Annotated in this window: 15 protein-coding genes; all 15 read right to left on the minus strand. The window is 38.6% G+C overall.

Going from position 1 to position 14,696, the window contains the following annotated elements; all coding sequences use genetic code 11:
• Positions 1-2: 2 nt before the first annotated feature.
• Complete coding sequence (locus tag AMD00_RS15575; RefSeq protein ID WP_053417911.1) at positions 3-1,139, minus strand: acyl-CoA dehydrogenase; 1,137 nt, start codon at positions 1,137-1,139, stop codon at positions 3-5.
• Between the two features lie 34 nt (positions 1,140-1,173).
• On the minus strand, positions 1,174-2,310 hold the full coding sequence (locus AMD00_RS15580; protein WP_053417912.1) for an acyl-CoA dehydrogenase: 1,137 nt from the start codon (positions 2,308-2,310) through the stop codon (positions 1,174-1,176).
• Between the two features lie 15 nt (positions 2,311-2,325).
• The gene (locus AMD00_RS15585) at positions 2,326-3,180 is read right to left on the minus strand and encodes a 3-hydroxybutyryl-CoA dehydrogenase (protein WP_053417913.1); all 855 of its coding nucleotides are present in this window, start codon (positions 3,178-3,180) and stop codon (positions 2,326-2,328) included.
• Complete coding sequence (locus tag AMD00_RS15590; protein ID WP_053417914.1) at positions 3,180-4,385, minus strand: acetyl-CoA C-acetyltransferase; 1,206 nt, start codon at positions 4,383-4,385, stop codon at positions 3,180-3,182. The genes AMD00_RS15585 and AMD00_RS15590 overlap by 1 nt, the downstream gene beginning before the upstream one ends.
• 183 nt (positions 4,386-4,568) lie before the next feature.
• Positions 4,569-6,725, minus strand: a complete 2,157-nt coding sequence (locus tag AMD00_RS15595; protein ID WP_053417915.1) for a (Fe-S)-binding protein — start codon at positions 6,723-6,725, stop codon at positions 4,569-4,571.
• 395 nt (positions 6,726-7,120) lie between these two features.
• The gene (locus AMD00_RS15600) at positions 7,121-7,798 is read right to left on the minus strand and encodes a hypothetical protein (RefSeq protein ID WP_053417916.1); all 678 of its coding nucleotides are present in this window, start codon (positions 7,796-7,798) and stop codon (positions 7,121-7,123) included.
• 3 nt (positions 7,799-7,801) lie between these two features.
• Complete coding sequence (locus AMD00_RS15605; RefSeq protein ID WP_053417917.1) at positions 7,802-8,281, minus strand: ECF transporter S component; 480 nt, start codon at positions 8,279-8,281, stop codon at positions 7,802-7,804.
• 10 nt (positions 8,282-8,291) lie between these two features.
• A complete protein-coding gene (locus tag AMD00_RS15610) occupies positions 8,292-8,888 on the minus strand; it encodes a cob(I)yrinic acid a,c-diamide adenosyltransferase (protein ID WP_038180107.1) in 597 nt (198 codons plus the stop codon).
• A gap of 21 nt (positions 8,889-8,909) precedes the next feature.
• Complete coding sequence (locus AMD00_RS15615; RefSeq protein ID WP_053417918.1) at positions 8,910-9,311, minus strand: bifunctional adenosylcobinamide kinase/adenosylcobinamide-phosphate guanylyltransferase; 402 nt, start codon at positions 9,309-9,311, stop codon at positions 8,910-8,912.
• Positions 9,263-9,862 (minus strand): histidine phosphatase family protein, encoded by a 600-nt coding sequence (locus tag AMD00_RS15620; RefSeq protein WP_053417919.1) that lies wholly within the window; start codon positions 9,860-9,862, stop codon positions 9,263-9,265. Before AMD00_RS15620 ends, AMD00_RS15615 begins: the two co-directional genes overlap by 49 nt.
• Positions 9,835-10,611, minus strand: a complete 777-nt coding sequence (gene cobS / locus AMD00_RS15625; protein WP_053417920.1) for an adenosylcobinamide-GDP ribazoletransferase — start codon at positions 10,609-10,611, stop codon at positions 9,835-9,837. The genes AMD00_RS15620 and cobS overlap by 28 nt, the downstream gene beginning before the upstream one ends.
• A 26-nt stretch (positions 10,612-10,637) precedes the next feature.
• Complete coding sequence (locus AMD00_RS15630) at positions 10,638-11,210, minus strand: bifunctional adenosylcobinamide kinase/adenosylcobinamide-phosphate guanylyltransferase (RefSeq protein WP_053417921.1); 573 nt, start codon at positions 11,208-11,210, stop codon at positions 10,638-10,640.
• Positions 11,183-12,277, minus strand: a complete 1,095-nt coding sequence (gene cobD / locus AMD00_RS15635; protein ID WP_053417922.1) for a threonine-phosphate decarboxylase CobD — start codon at positions 12,275-12,277, stop codon at positions 11,183-11,185. Before cobD ends, AMD00_RS15630 begins: the two co-directional genes overlap by 28 nt.
• Positions 12,264-13,220 (minus strand): adenosylcobinamide-phosphate synthase CbiB, encoded by a 957-nt coding sequence (gene cbiB / locus AMD00_RS15640; RefSeq protein ID WP_053417923.1) that lies wholly within the window; start codon positions 13,218-13,220, stop codon positions 12,264-12,266. The genes cobD and cbiB overlap by 14 nt, the downstream gene beginning before the upstream one ends.
• A gap of 1 nt (position 13,221) precedes the next feature.
• Complete coding sequence (locus AMD00_RS15645; RefSeq protein WP_053417924.1) at positions 13,222-14,694, minus strand: adenosylcobinamide amidohydrolase; 1,473 nt, start codon at positions 14,692-14,694, stop codon at positions 13,222-13,224.
• Between the last annotated feature and the right edge of the window lie 2 nt (positions 14,695-14,696).

Raw genomic sequence — 14,696 nt, forward strand, 5'->3', positions numbered from 1 at the left:
TATTATTTCGTTAACATACGAGAAATCACTAGACGTTGAATCTCTTGAGTTCCTTCGTAAATTTGTGTGATTTTCGCATCACGCATATATCGTTCTACTGGATAATCTTTTGTATAGCCGTAGCCACCAAATACTTGCACAGCCTCAGTTGTTACATTCATCGCTGTATCTCCAGCCATTAATTTCGCCATAGCTGATGCTTTACCATAAGGAAGATTGTTCGATTCTAACCATGCAGCTTGGTATGTTAATAATCTTGAAGCTTCAATTGATGTAGCCATATCTGCTAGTTTAAAAGATACACCTTGATTTGCTGTAATTGGTTTGCCAAATTGAACGCGTTCTTTTGCATATGCAACAGATGCATCTAATGCCCCTTGTGCAATACCGACTGCTTGAGCAGCAATACCATTACGACCACCATCTAACGTTTTCATGGCAATTTTAAAACCATCGCCTTCCACACCTAACAAGTTTTCTTTTGGAACACGGCAATTATCGAAAATAATTTCAGTTGTAGGTGATGAACGAATTCCTAGTTTCTTTTCTTTTTTACCAACAGAGAAACCTTCAAAATCAGATTCTACTATGAATGCACTGGTACCGTTCTTAACTGTTGGGTCTGTAACAGCAAATACAACATAAATTTCAGCAATACCACCGTTTGTGATGAAGATTTTTGAGCCGTTTAAAATGTAATCATCACCATCTAATTTTGCTGTAGTTTTCATACCACCTGCATCTGAGCCTGAGCTCGGCTCCGTTAAGCCATATCCGCCAATTTTAGTACCTTCAGCCATTGGTCGTAAGTATTTTTGTTTTTGTTCTTCATTACCAAATTTATAAATCGGCCATCCCGCTAAAGATGTATGTGCAGAAAGCGTTACTCCAGTCGAAGCACAAACACGAGATAATTCTTCAACTGCAATACAATAGGCTAAAAAGTCAGAACCGATACCACCATATTCTTCTGGCCATGGAATACCTGTTAATCCTAACTCTGCCATTTTATCGAATATTGCACGATCAAAAGTTTCTGTTTCGTCGCGTTCTGCTGCTGTTGGTGCTACTTCGTTTTCAGCGAAATCACGTACCATTTTACGAATCATTTCATGTTCTTCTGATAATTGAAAGTTCATCTCTTTTTCCACCTTTGTTTTAGTTTTTTTACCCCTATTTGTTTAAGTGTTTGCTTATAACAAGTCGTTGTATTTCGCTAGTACCTTCGTAAATTTCCGTTACTTTGGCATCTCGGAAAAAACGTTCAACCGGATAGTCCATCGTATAGCCATATCCTCCAAATACCTGAATTGCCTCTGTTGTTACTTCTACAGCAGTTTTAGAAGCGAAAAGTTTTGCCATAGATGCTTCCTTGCCACAGGTTAATCCTTTGGTACGTAAATCTGCTGCACGGTACACGAGTAATCTGGACGCCTCGACTGCTGTTGCCATATCCGCTAATTTAAAACCTACACCCTGATTATTGGAGATTGGCTTCCCGAATTGGTAACGGTGTTGTGCGTAGGTAATCGCTTCTTCTAAAGCAGCTTCAGCAATACCAAGCGCCTGTGAAGCTATACCTATTCGACCAACGTCTAAGTTCGCCATGGCTATTTTAAAGCCGTCCCCCATTTGGCCAAGTAGATTTTCAGCAGGGACAATCATGTTATCGAAATTTAGTTGAACTGTACGTGAGCCATGTAAACCCATTTTATGTTCATCCTTACCAATCACTAAGCCTTCAGTTTCTTTTTCGACAAGAAAGGCGGAAATCCCTTTTGAACCGAGGGTTGGATCAGTTGAAGCAAAAACGATATATACATCTGCCTCTCCACCATTAGTGATAAATACTTTTGAACCATTGATAATGTAATTATTGCCGTCTTTCACTGCTTTAGATTTTAATGAACCTGCGTCAGATCCTGCAGATGGTTCTGTTAAACAAAAAGCACCTAAATATTGTCCCGATGCGAGCTTTGGCACATACTTTTGTTTTTGTTCTTCATTACCAAAATAAAGAATAAGATTTGTCACAACCGATGTATGGACTGATAAAATCACGCCGATTGTCGCACTTACTCTTGATAACTCATTTATAGCTATGATATAGGATGTAAAATCCATATTTGCTCCACCGTACTGTTCTGGTGTTGTAATGCCCATTAGTCCTAGCTCTCCCATTTTAGCTAGTATGTCGCGCGGAAATTCCCCATTTTCCATGCTCTCAACTTTTGGTGCAATTTCTGTTTGCGCAAAATCTCGTACCATCTTGCGCATCATTAGTTGTTCTTCTGTGAACATCAATTCCATAGTGGAACACCCCTTTTAAGATTCGTAGATGTAGAAGCCGCGTCCCGATTTCTTACCTAACCAGCCTGCTTTCACGTATTTACGTAGCAGTGGGCATGGTCGGTATTTGCTATCACCAAAGCCTTCATATAATGTTTCCATAATATAGAGACACGTATCTAAACCAATGAAATCTGCTAATGTTAATGGTCCCATTGGATGGTTCATACCAAGTTTCATAACATCATCAATGGCTTCCTTCGTCGCTACACCTTCGTAAAGTGTATAGATAGCTTCGTTGATCATCGGCATTAATATGCGGTTTGCAACAAACCCCGGAAAATCATTTACTTCCACTGGCACTTTTTCTAGCTTTTTAGTCATGTCTTCGATTGTTTGGTAGACATCATCTGTAGTAGCTAAGCCACGAATAATTTCAACTAGCTTCATCACTGGTACAGGATTCATAAAATGCATCCCAATAACTTGCTCTGGACGATTAGTCACAGCTGCCAACTCTGTAATCGGTAATGATGAAGTGTTAGAAGCTAAAATAGCGTGTGCTGGTGCGATAGTATCCAGCTGTTTGAAAATAGATTGTTTAATTCCCATATTTTCAACAGCTGCTTCGATAACTAAATCAACATCATTTGCATCATTAATATCGAGAGATTTTGTTAGACGACCTAGAATGGCTTCTTTTTCACTCTCCGTCATACGCCCTTTATCAACATTACGAGAAAGATTTTTTGTAATCGTTCCTAAACCTCTTGCAAAAAACTCTTCCTTCATATCATTTAGTTTGACGTCAAATCCTGCTTGTGCGCATACTTGTGCGATACCAGAGCCCATTTGACCGGCTCCAATTACCATTATTTTTTGAATACTCATTACTCGAATCCCCCCGTTTTTGGTACTTCAATCATGATGGCATCTCCTTGGCCTCCGCCAGAACAAATAGCCGCAATACCAATACCTCCGCCACGACGTTTTAATTCATATGCTAGCGTCAGAATAATTCGTGCACCTGATGCCCCAATTGGATGTCCTAATGCTACTGCCCCACCATTGACATTAACTTTTTCTTCATCTAAAGCTGCAATTTGATTACTTGCTAGCGCAACAGCTGCAAACGCTTCGTTAATTTCAAATAAATCAATTTCTTGTAATGCTTTCCCTGTCTTTTCTAAAATTTTGTTGATGACTAGACCTGGCGTTTGTGGGAAGTGCTGTGGTTCTACCCCAACTTCTGCATGCCCTAAAATGTATGCAAGTGGTGTATGGTTTTCTGCTTTAGCACGTTCTTCATTCATAAGAACTACTGCACAAGCTCCATCATTAATACCCGGTGCATTTCCAGCTGTAATCGTTCCCTCAGTTGTAAACGCTGCTCTAAGCTTTGCTAAAGATTGAAGTGACGTATCTCTTCTTGGCGCTTCATCTGTATCTATTTCTAACGGATCTCCTTTACGCTGTGGAATCGTCACTGACACTATTTCTTCTGCGAATTTACCAGTGTCTATTGCATCTAATGCTCTTTTATGACTACGATACGCCCATTCGTCTTGCACTTCTCTTGAGAGTGAAAATTCTTCTGCTGTGCTGTCTCCGTATGTTCCCATATGTACATGTTGTGGATCGAATGCACAAGATAAGCCGTCATAGACCATGCCGTCTACCATAGTTGCATCTCCCATGCGTAAGCCAAACCTTCCTTTTGGTAAATAGTAAGGCGCATTTGACATTGACTCCATGCCACCTGCTACGATAACTTCCTCGTCCCCTAAACGAATCAGTTGATCGGCTAATGTCACACTTCGTAATCCCGAAGCGCAAACCTTATTCACTGTTTCTGTTTTCACTGACCACGGAATTCCCGCTTTTGAAGCAGCTTGGCGAGACGGTATTTGCCCTTGCCCTGCTTGTAATACACTCCCCATAATAACTTCATCTACTTGATGTGGTAGGACGTTTGCTCTTTGCAAAGCTGCTTGAATAGCAACTCCTCCTAAATCGCTGGCAGTAAGAGAACTTAATGCTCCTCCAAATTTCCCAAATGCTGTTCGCGCACCATCTAAAATCACTGTTTTTGCCAAATCAGACACCCCTTGTCTTTATTATGCATACGCTTACATTATTCTTTTTAAAGAAAACGAGAATTCATTTATTCTCTCGACTGAACGCTCGCTCAACAAAATTTTAGAAAAAAAGAGAGCGCCTAGCACTCTCTTATTCTACTTAGTAATATTGTACATAATTACCAATTCCAACGCAATTAATTACTGAGTAATTGGTTCTTCAACAACTTCTTCAACAGGTGGTTTATATTCTCCACATACAGATTTTTCTAGTAATTCAGCAATGTCATATGTGCCTACCTGTTCTTCCACTTCTTTCGCTTTCGTACCATCCGAAAGCATCGTTAAGCAATACGGACAACCTGATGAAATCATAGTTGGATTCACTGCAAGTGCTTGCTCAGTTCTAGCTACATTCACTCGGTTACCAACATGTTCTTCCATCCACATTAAGCCTCCACCAGCTCCACAACACATACCGGTTTCACGATTACGTTCCATCTCAACTAACTTCACACCTGGAATGGCTTTTAAGATTTCACGCGGTGGATCATAAACATCATTGTATCGGCCTAAGTAACATGAATCATGGAACGTAATAGTTTCTTCAATTGCAAATTGCGGTTTTAGACGACCTTGTTTTACTAAGTCATAAAGTAATTCTGTATGGTGATATACTTCACCTGTCCAGCCAAAATCACTATATTCATTTTTAAAAATATTATATGCATGTGGATCAATCGTTACTAATTTTGTAATGCCTGTTTTTTCAAATTCACTAATATTAGCTGTTGCTAACTCTTGGAATAAGAATTCATTACCAAGACGACGTGGTGTGTCTCCTGAATTCTTTTCTTTGTTACCTAAAATCGCAAATTTCACTCCAGCTTCATTCATCAACTTCGCAAAAGATAATGCAATTTTTTGTGAGCGGTTATCAAATGATCCCATTGAACCAACCCAGAATAGGTACTCGAACTCTTCACCAACTTTTGATACTTCTTTCACCGTTGGAATATGAACATCCGGTCGAACATCGCGCCAGTTTTCTTTTTCTTTACGGTTAATCCCCCATGGATTACCTTGTCTTTCAATGTTAGTCATTGCGCGTTGTGCGTCTGGGTTCACACGTCCTTCTGTCATTGTTAAATATCGACGAAGGTCAATAATTTTATCAACGTGCTCATTCATTACTGGACATTGATCTTCACAGTTACGGCAAGTTGTACAAGCCCAAATTTCCTCTTCTGTGATGACATCCCCGATTAATGATGGACTATAGATGTCTTCTATAACAGCACCTTCTGCTCCAGCTGCAAGGGCTAACTGATTTCCTTGTGCTTTATTGAACATGAATGATGGTACCCATGGTTGTTGACGTGTTGCAACGGCACCTGTAAATGTTAAGTGATCACGTAATTTTGTAATTAAGTCCATTGGTGACAACATTTTTCCTGTTCCACTTGCTGGACACATATTCGTACAACGGCCACATTCTACACAAGCATACAAATCAATTAGTTGTAGTTGTGTGAAATCTGTAATTTTCCCAACACCAAACGATGGAATTTCTTCTTCTCCATCTTCCCCTTCTTCTTCCATCTCTTCAAAGTTAATAGGCGTTAGCTTACCAACATGATCTAAACGGTTGAAGTAAACATTCACTGGACCCGCTATTAGATGCGCGTGTTTTGATTGTGGTACATATACTAAAAAAGTTAATAGAATTAATAAATGAATCCACCACATAACAAAGAACACAACAGTTGCCGCTGTAGGTGGTAAAAATCCAAATACCGTAGCTATAGATGATGCAATTGGCTCTGACCAAGTAGCAGCATGATCATGCCAAATCATACCCATACCATTACCTGCTAGAACTGTAACCATCAATCCACCGATAAAAATTAATACTAATCCTGATTTAAAGCCACGCTTTAAGCGGACAAGCTTCTCAATATAGCGGCGGTAAAACGCCCAAACAACAGCGACTAAAATTACTAACGACACAATTTCCTGCATGAATGTGAAATATGGATATACGGGTCCTAAAGGTAAATGAGAGCCCGGTTTTAATCCTTTCCAAATGAAATCAATTGCGCCCAGTTGAACTAGTATGAAGCCATAGAAAAACATAACATGGATAATTCCACTTTTTTTATCTTTTAATAACTTCTTCTGTCCAAATACATACACCCAAATTTTGTGTAAACGTGCTTTAACATCATTGTCAAATTCTACTTGTTTCCCCATTTTGACGAATTCATAACGCGTCTTTAACAAGTAACCGAATAAAAATAAACCATAAGCTACTACTACTAAAAATAGTATCCAGTTTGCAATTAACAATGGATTCATAACATTTCCCCCTCTGTGATGCTCGATATACGATTGTTACATTTCGTTAAAACGCACGCTAAGTGATTTACCATGAAATGTATATGTTGTAACCATTGTAAAATATGAATGAGCATTCAGTCAATAATATTTGTAGAATTCATAATTTTAAGTTTATCAATGATTTCATACAAAATTTCCGTTGTCTTGTTGCTTATACATGTTTCTCAAAGTTTATTAAAAATTCTAGCATAATTTCGATTGAATTACATGTGAATTCTGAATTTTCCTTAATATGAATATTTAATAATATAATTAACTCATAATTTTATAGATAAACTTGCAACCTATTTCATTAAAAACGCTCTAAAAAAAGACTAACGAATTACTTATTTAGTAATTCGTTAGTCTTCAATTTATAAAAAAACTATAGGTTCTAATAATTGGCCAAAATGTTGTTCTGCCGACTTTACCTGTTCTTCAGAAATACCTAGTAAAATTACAGTCGCAGGACCAGCCGTTTTTTTACAGTCTAATGAACTTAAAAAAGAAACGTCTCCAAGTAAACTTCTAACTTCAGAGTGGATTCCCTTTGACCCGACAGGCCAAATACGCCCTATAATATTTGAATCGAGCGCTTTTTTTACGAATAATAAATTCGCAATATATTCTGGATGCTCCAGTAATTCATTACCTACTAACGGTTTACCATATGTAAACCAATGAAGCTTTTTGACATCCGTTAAAGTTCGAACTGGGGCCCCTATCATTGTGATGGCAATACCTGATTGTAAAGTAGGCATATTCGTTTCAGAACTGCCTTTGATCGGTGGTACTGGCAGACTTAATTCATCAAATAATTGCGTAATACCTTTCACATAACGTCCCCAGCTCGATTCACTACTGAAATTATGCATAACTATAGCTTCAGGTTCTGCACCAGCCGCCCATTGTTCTAGTAATGTTACTCTAGCAGAATAATAACTTGTTACATCATCTGGCACTTGAACTACATCTTGCTCTTTTTCTCCAATTGCTCCGGAATTATCTGTAGTAACGATAAAGCCATTCGATAATTGCATAGCATTTCTCATTTTTTAATGTGCCTCTTTTCGTTGAAAGGCACGAGAAAATACGGGCATTACAACTGCTGCAATTACGACGTTTAAAAGCGTTGTCATTAATAGTACTGGTACCATCGAAAAGAAAAACTCCGGTGAATTCAACCAATAAAATGGTAACGGCGCTAAAATTCCGTTAGCGATTATAGCAAAAACCCATTTCAAATATTTTCTACCCGCATTATGAAGCTTAGCAAAGCCCCATAATATGATGAACATTTCTACAGCAATCAAGATATGCAATGGACCTAGGAAAGAACCACCTGTCATTGCCGATATAAGATGACCAATCGCTGCCGCTGCACCTGCCGCTACTGGTGGTAAAAAGACTGCACCTAGATAAGCAGGAGCCGAATCAAGTGCCATAGAACCGAGCCCACCCGGCACTTTAATCATTGCTCCTACTGCACATAGAGCTGCAATCATAGCTGTTAAAGTTAAGGTTTTAAGTTTCATAATTAATCATTCATTCCTTTGCTTTCTTTGAACGTCCACCATCTTTAAATACTTTGGCACTTCGAACGTATTCAGTATCTGGCACATTTAAGCGAGCGTTTACTACGCGTGCAGCTGCAAATAAATAATCAGATAAACGGTTTAAATAACGTTGTACAACTAATGGCACGTCGCCCTCTTCGGACTCTTTTAGTAGAGTGACCATTTGGCGCTCTGCTCGACGTGTAATTGTTCGTGCAATGTGTAAAGTAGCCGCTGCAGGTGAGCCCCCAGGTAAGATGAATCTTTCAAGTAATGGTGGTTCATCCATTAGTACATCAATTCGTTTTTCCATAATTTCTATCGGTCCATCTGTCATTTTATAATGGCGTTCTTTCATGACGTTAGCAAGATCTCCACCACAATCGAATAATTCATTTTGCATTGCTTCTAAGTCTTCTAATATATCTTTGAAAATAGCAGGATCTAATTCCGTCATTGCTTTACCGATAAATGAATTTAATTCATCAATTGTGCCGTAAGTTTCAACGCGTTGACTATCTTTATCAACTCGCGCTCCGATAATACTTGTTTTCCCTTTATCACCTGTACGTGTATATAGGTTCATCTCTCTTCCTTCTTTCCTGATTTATTTTATTGTTTCAGCTATACCATACCAAATACGAGTTATTTGTGGGCTAATTTTAAATAATTTCTGATAAAATCTTCCACAAATGTCACGGAGCTTACGCGTATTAGCATCAATTGGGACAATACCTCTGCCCATCTCTGTCACAATAACGATAAGTTCCTTCTCTGTTCCTAATGCTTGCAGTTGCTGCAATAGTTGAGAAGCTAATGTATCCTCATCGATATTCAAATTTTTTGCCACGAAATTTTCAAGACCTGAGACAACAATTGTCGAAGCTTCAGGAACAGCCATTGGTAACTCACTTTCTAGCCAAGCAACATCTTTTTTTCCTTGTTCTTCTAGCCAGTTTCTTACATAGTCCCTTTTACCATTATAGGCTCCACCGATAAAAACGTGCATCGTTGTCCCTCCTCGAATTGTTTTTTCGTAGACCAGTGTAATAGATATCTTTCGTTATGAGGAACTTGCCACTCCCAAAAGTTTTTTTCCTCTGGTGCGAATTGCATTAACAACACTCTAATTGAACCTCCATGAGCGACTATTTTGTAATTCACCATATCTTTTGGCAACGATTTGACGGTATCTGTAACGCGAAACATGACTTGCTGTAATGTCTCGCCATTTGGTGGTGCTATTTCATATGGATTGTCTATCCAATTACGATACGCCTGTATATCTTTTAACTGGTCATAAGTTTTGCATTCAAAATCACCAAAATGACTTTCACGAAATCCTTTATTACTCACGTAAGTAGCATTCGGAAAATAATAAGCAGCAGTTTCCTTACAACGTACTAAATCACTTCCGAAAACTACAGGAGCTAACTCATCGATTATCGGCAAATTTTGATTAGGAATAATCGACTCATCAGTCCAGCCAAGGTACTTCCTTTCAACATTACTTTTAGTTTTAGCATGGCGCATTAACTCAATAGTAATAGCGTAATCCATAAAATGGCCTCCATTCCTTCAATAAAAGCACCAAGTAAATCACCTGAGCTACCGCGAAAATTACGCACAGTCCAAATTTTATACAGACCTGATGCAACGACTACAACCACAAGTAATATAAGAGGTAAGATGAAATCCCCACTCCACCAAATTATAAAAAACAAGCCAATAAGCATTGATACACACGTCATAATAAGAAATTGAGGTACATATAGTTTTTCTTTAAAAAAGTAGGCTAACCCTTTTTGCTTTGAACATTTTGTCTGGATAAAATATAAGGACATTCCCAGCCGAGCTAAAAATGGTACCGCGACAATCCACATAATCGATAGTTCGCCTTTTTCAATCAATTCAGCTAGAAAGAAAATCTTCGTTAGTACTAAGAACAATAAGGACATTGCACCAAAAGCGCCAATACGGGGATCATCTAAAATCTCTAGTCGCTTCTCAGTATCACGGTAGGAAAAAAACGCATCTCCCATATCAACCCAGCCATCTAAATGCAATCCACCTGTACAAATGATAAATCCAACAACAAGTAAAAAGGCTGTTAATAACGGGCTGATATCCGTCCAGTGTTGCAAACTATAAAAAACAGAAGCCATGACTATGCCCATACATGCACCTAACCAAGGTAGGAGCGAGAACATCCCCGTTATCGTCGGCTTTGTAAGTGGTAATTCTTTTTGAACTGGCACGACGGTAAAAAATTGAAAAGCAAGTAAAATACTATGGAAAATCGTACGCAAAAGAATCCCCCTCTTTTAAATCTGTATTATTTCCATTGATGCATTTGTCCATATTCCATTTCGATTGCAGTAGTTGCTTCCGCTACAAACCATTGATGAATACGACCTAGCCATTTTTGATAAAGTTTCACTTCATAACTAGTAGAAAGGGGCTCATCTAGCACTTCGTTCGAAACGACAACAATCGGTATATTTCTTTCACGTAATGCATAAATCGTATTTTGCATCTCTATAAATTTCCGCTCAATACAACCTTCTTTTTGAAAACAGCTCACACCAGTTTCATAACCATCATAAAATTCATTCGTTAGCCAAGTGGTCACGCAATCCCATAATATCGCGTCACCTTCTTTTATTTTAGAGAGGAGCTTGGAAAAGTCGGTTGGTTGTTCAATTGTCGTCCACCGTTGCCCTGCTCGATCATTTTGGTGTCGGATGATTCTTTGTTTCATTTCTTCATCAAACGGTACACCTGTTGCAACATAAACAAGTCGCTTCTTAGGCGATGTAGCTACTAAATTTATAAGACACTTTTCTGCATATGCGCTTTTTCCACTTCGCACCCCACCTGTTATAAAGACGAGTTCGTTCGAAACCAATGCATCATCTCCTCTTCTAAACGATTCATTGCTTCCGGTGCTTTCATACCTACGCGGAACCATGCACCTTCCATTCCAATGAAATTTTCGGTATGTCGAAGTACTATGCCCCGCTCAAGCATATAAGTAAAGAAACTTTGTGACTGTACAGGATCGGGCAATTGAAAGCTCATATAATTAGTGACACTGTTCGTAACAAGACAATGATTTTGTCGTAAAAACGTTTGAAAACTCGTACGCATTTGCAGAGCATAATCACAAGCTTTCTGACGAAAAGCATCTTCTTCCTTATTTAAACATCGTGCTCCAATTACTGCTGCTATACCATTAATATGCCAATGAGGTGCGAGCTTCCGTATTGCACTTGCCACCTCAGGTGCGGCTACCATATAACCGAGCCTTATACCTGCAATTGCGTACATTTTCGTCATTGAACGTACAATAATCACCTGATGATTTTCTTTTACTGATTGTATAAATGATGCATTTTCATCAACAAAATCTATAAAAGCTTCGTCTAATACAATACTACAATTCGATTCCTTTGCAGATTCAATAAGCTGTTGAAGTTCTTCTTTCGAAGGTAATACACCTGTTGGATTATTAGGGGTACATAGGTATAGGACATCTGCATTTTGCATTGCTTGTTGAAGTTCGTCTAATGGTAACTTCCAATTAACGATATCTTCACAAACTACACGCTGTATTTCTACATCATTTTCTTTTAATGTCGCTTCATACTCCGAAAAAGTCGGATGTAAAATAATTGCATTATTTCCCCGGAAATATGTCGCAAGTAATGAGAAGATTTCCGCCGCACCATTGCCTAATACGATGTTTTCTGTAGAAATGTCGTGATATTTAGCGACAGCAGATAGAAATGGCTCACCTTCTGGATCCGGATAACGTTGCAATAATTGCAAATAATCGGCCCAATCATTTTTGATAAAATCTGGTGCTCCTGCTGGATTTACATTTTCGCTAAAGTCTAATATATCAGTTGGCGGTTTGATGCCGAGCTGTGTATATAAACGATATGGATTTGCCCCATGATTAGGTAATGACAACGAAAACCCCTCCTAAAATGACCATTAGTAGCCAAAATAATATGGTTACAATTTGCATCTGTTTAATAGAACGTATAATATGCTGAGGCCCTAGTTCGAAATGGCACTCACCCATTTTCGCACGATTTGAGGTTATCCCCTTATAGCTATTCACACCACCAAGCTGAATGCCTAATTGATATGCTGTAGCCGCTTCGAGCCAACCACTATTTGGACTTGGATGTTTTTTTGCATCACGTAGCCATCCTTTCATGCGATATGCAAATGGTTTTTCACTTTCATTTTTTGTACCTAGCATAAGTAATAAACCTGTCATTCTACTTGGTACATAATTTAGTACATCATCCACATGTGCTGCTACGTATCCAAAATCTGCGAAACGTTCATTTTTGTAACCGACCATTGAATCAAGCGTATTAACTGCCTTATACATCCATAGTCCAGCACCGCCAAATAAAAACGCCCAAAAGAGTGGTGCTGTTACACCATCACTCGTATTTTCAGACACGGTTTCTACTACACCTCGCGTTACTTCAGGTACACATAAATGCTCTGTATCACGCCCTACAATCCAAGATAACTTCACACGAGCTTCCTGCAAATCTTCTGATACAAGTGGATTGTATACTTCAAGTGCTGCTTGTTTGAGACTTTTCCCTGCTAAACCTATAGCTATTAATATTGATTCTACAAAAATACCTAGAATTACATTGATAGAATATGCAAAATAAATTACAGCAAAGGTAATTACAGTTGTTAAACCAACTACAATTAGGACAAGTAAGAGCCCTTTTAATTTGCGATGCTTACCTTTATTTAAACGCTCTGTTAGTTTAGCAATTAATGTGCCAATCCAACGTACGGGATGTGGCATTTTCGGCGGGTCACCTATTAACCAATCTAAAGCTACCCCAATGGTACAGGCAATTATATGTGCTAACATTTTATAACCTTCCCTTGGCACGTTTGTAATCTTGTAGTGCTGTAACTGTCGTTTCATAAACCCCTTGACCAATCAACTTTCCTATATCTGTGATAGGCCCGGCATATTCCATAAACGTTCCATTTTGTGTCGCAGCAATTAATAGACTATCTGTTGATGTACCTGTTGCAATCGTATTGGATATTGGATCCATGATTTCTTCTTGTTGCATTGCTTTTACCTTCGCTTCAGTTGCCGTTATCATTGCTTGCATAAAGGATTCTTCTGTTAGTTTCCCGTTAATTATGACCCAAGTATTAATCGTTCCAATATACGGTTTACTCACTCTCTCATGTGCCCTTGAAACATCTACCGCATTACCTACGCCAGCTGTAACTGCAACAATAATACTTCCTGTAGTGTTTGAAAATTCACGAATAACAACATGCTTGGCTGCAACTGCAGTCATCATTGCCACCGTATTCGATGGCATAAAATCATGTTGTTCAAGATAACTTTTTAATTCTTCATGTGCATCCGAACACATATAACTCAAATCAACTGCACGATTGACAAATGATTGGAACCATCCAAAACCGGCATTGTGAACAGCTGAGGAAACGGTCTTTAAAGGAAATTCCGTACGAAGCTCAACAAATTCATCTCTTATTTTGAATTGTTCTTTTGTCACTACATAGGATTCACGTTCATCCGTAGCTGTTGGCATTAGTGTTACTTGTGGCTTTGGCAATTCTGGATGCGGATAACTTGAAACACGCGTATTATATACTTCTAAAATTTGCTTCTCTTTCAACACTTCATGTGGTTCCCCAATAGCTTTTACATGTCCCTTATCCATTAACAATAGCCGATCGCAATAGAGTGAAGCTAAATTCATATCATGGAAAACAGAAATAACAGTTAAACCATTTTGCACTGCTTCGAGACGAATCATATCTAGTAGTTGTCGTTGATGTGCAATATCTAAATGATTCGTAGGTTCATCTAAAAGTAAGATATCGGCTTGCTGAGCAAGTGCTTGTGCTACAAATGTACGTTGTTGCTCCCCACCTGATAAAAATTCGAGGTTTGTATGTTCATAGCTATCCACACCAGTTTGCTTCATAGCTGTTTTCACTGCATTTTCATCTTGTTCTGACCATGTTGAAAACCAACTATTTTGATGTGGATATCGTCCTAAGGCTACCGTCTCACGTACTGTATGCGAAAAGGCATGAGCATGAAGCTGTGGTAAAACTGCCATTTTACGCGCGAATTCCTTCGGTGAGAAATGTTTAATATTTTGTTCTTCGATAAGTACTTGACCATTTGTTGATGGCAAGATACCACTTATCACTTTTAATAATGTGGATTTGCCGCTACCATTTGGTCCTAATACACCAAGAATTTCGCCCTTTTTCACGGTAAACGAAACCTCTTGAATTATTGGTCTGGTGGCGTCATAGCCTCCAGTAATATTTTCTACAGTAAGCATAC

It is taken from the genome of Viridibacillus arvi (genome assembly GCF_001274945.1).
In the GTDB taxonomy this organism is placed as follows: Bacteria; Bacillota; Bacilli; order Bacillales_A; family Planococcaceae; genus Viridibacillus; species Viridibacillus arvi.

Excerpts from the sequence above, each read along its gene's own strand:
- AMD00_RS15580 (WP_053417912.1), bottom strand. The coding sequence starts at position 2,310 with ATGGAATTGATGTTCACAGAAGAACAACTAATGATGCGCAAGATGGTA.
- AMD00_RS15610 (WP_038180107.1), bottom strand. The coding sequence starts at position 8,888 with ATGAACCTATATACACGTACAGGTGATAAAGGGAAAACAAGTATTATC.
- cbiB (WP_053417923.1), bottom strand. The coding sequence starts at position 13,220 with ATGTTAGCACATATAATTGCCTGTACCATTGGGGTAGCTTTAGATTGG.
- AMD00_RS15585 (WP_053417913.1), bottom strand. The coding sequence starts at position 3,180 with ATGAGTATTCAAAAAATAATGGTAATTGGAGCCGGTCAAATGGGCTCT.
- AMD00_RS15595 (WP_053417915.1), bottom strand. The coding sequence starts at position 6,725 with ATGAATCCATTGTTAATTGCAAACTGGATACTATTTTTAGTAGTAGTA.
- AMD00_RS15575 (WP_053417911.1), bottom strand. The coding sequence starts at position 1,139 with ATGAACTTTCAATTATCAGAAGAACATGAAATGATTCGTAAAATGGTA.
- AMD00_RS15605 (WP_053417917.1), bottom strand. The coding sequence starts at position 8,281 with ATGAAACTTAAAACCTTAACTTTAACAGCTATGATTGCAGCTCTATGT.
- AMD00_RS15620 (WP_053417919.1), bottom strand. The coding sequence starts at position 9,862 with ATGGATTACGCTATTACTATTGAGTTAATGCGCCATGCTAAAACTAAA.
- AMD00_RS15600 (WP_053417916.1), bottom strand. The coding sequence starts at position 7,798 with ATGAGAAATGCTATGCAATTATCGAATGGCTTTATCGTTACTACAGAT.
- AMD00_RS15615 (WP_053417918.1), bottom strand. The coding sequence starts at position 9,311 with ATGCACGTTTTTATCGGTGGAGCCTATAATGGTAAAAGGGACTATGTA.
- AMD00_RS15645 (WP_053417924.1), bottom strand. The coding sequence starts at position 14,694 with ATGCTTACTGTAGAAAATATTACTGGAGGCTATGACGCCACCAGACCA.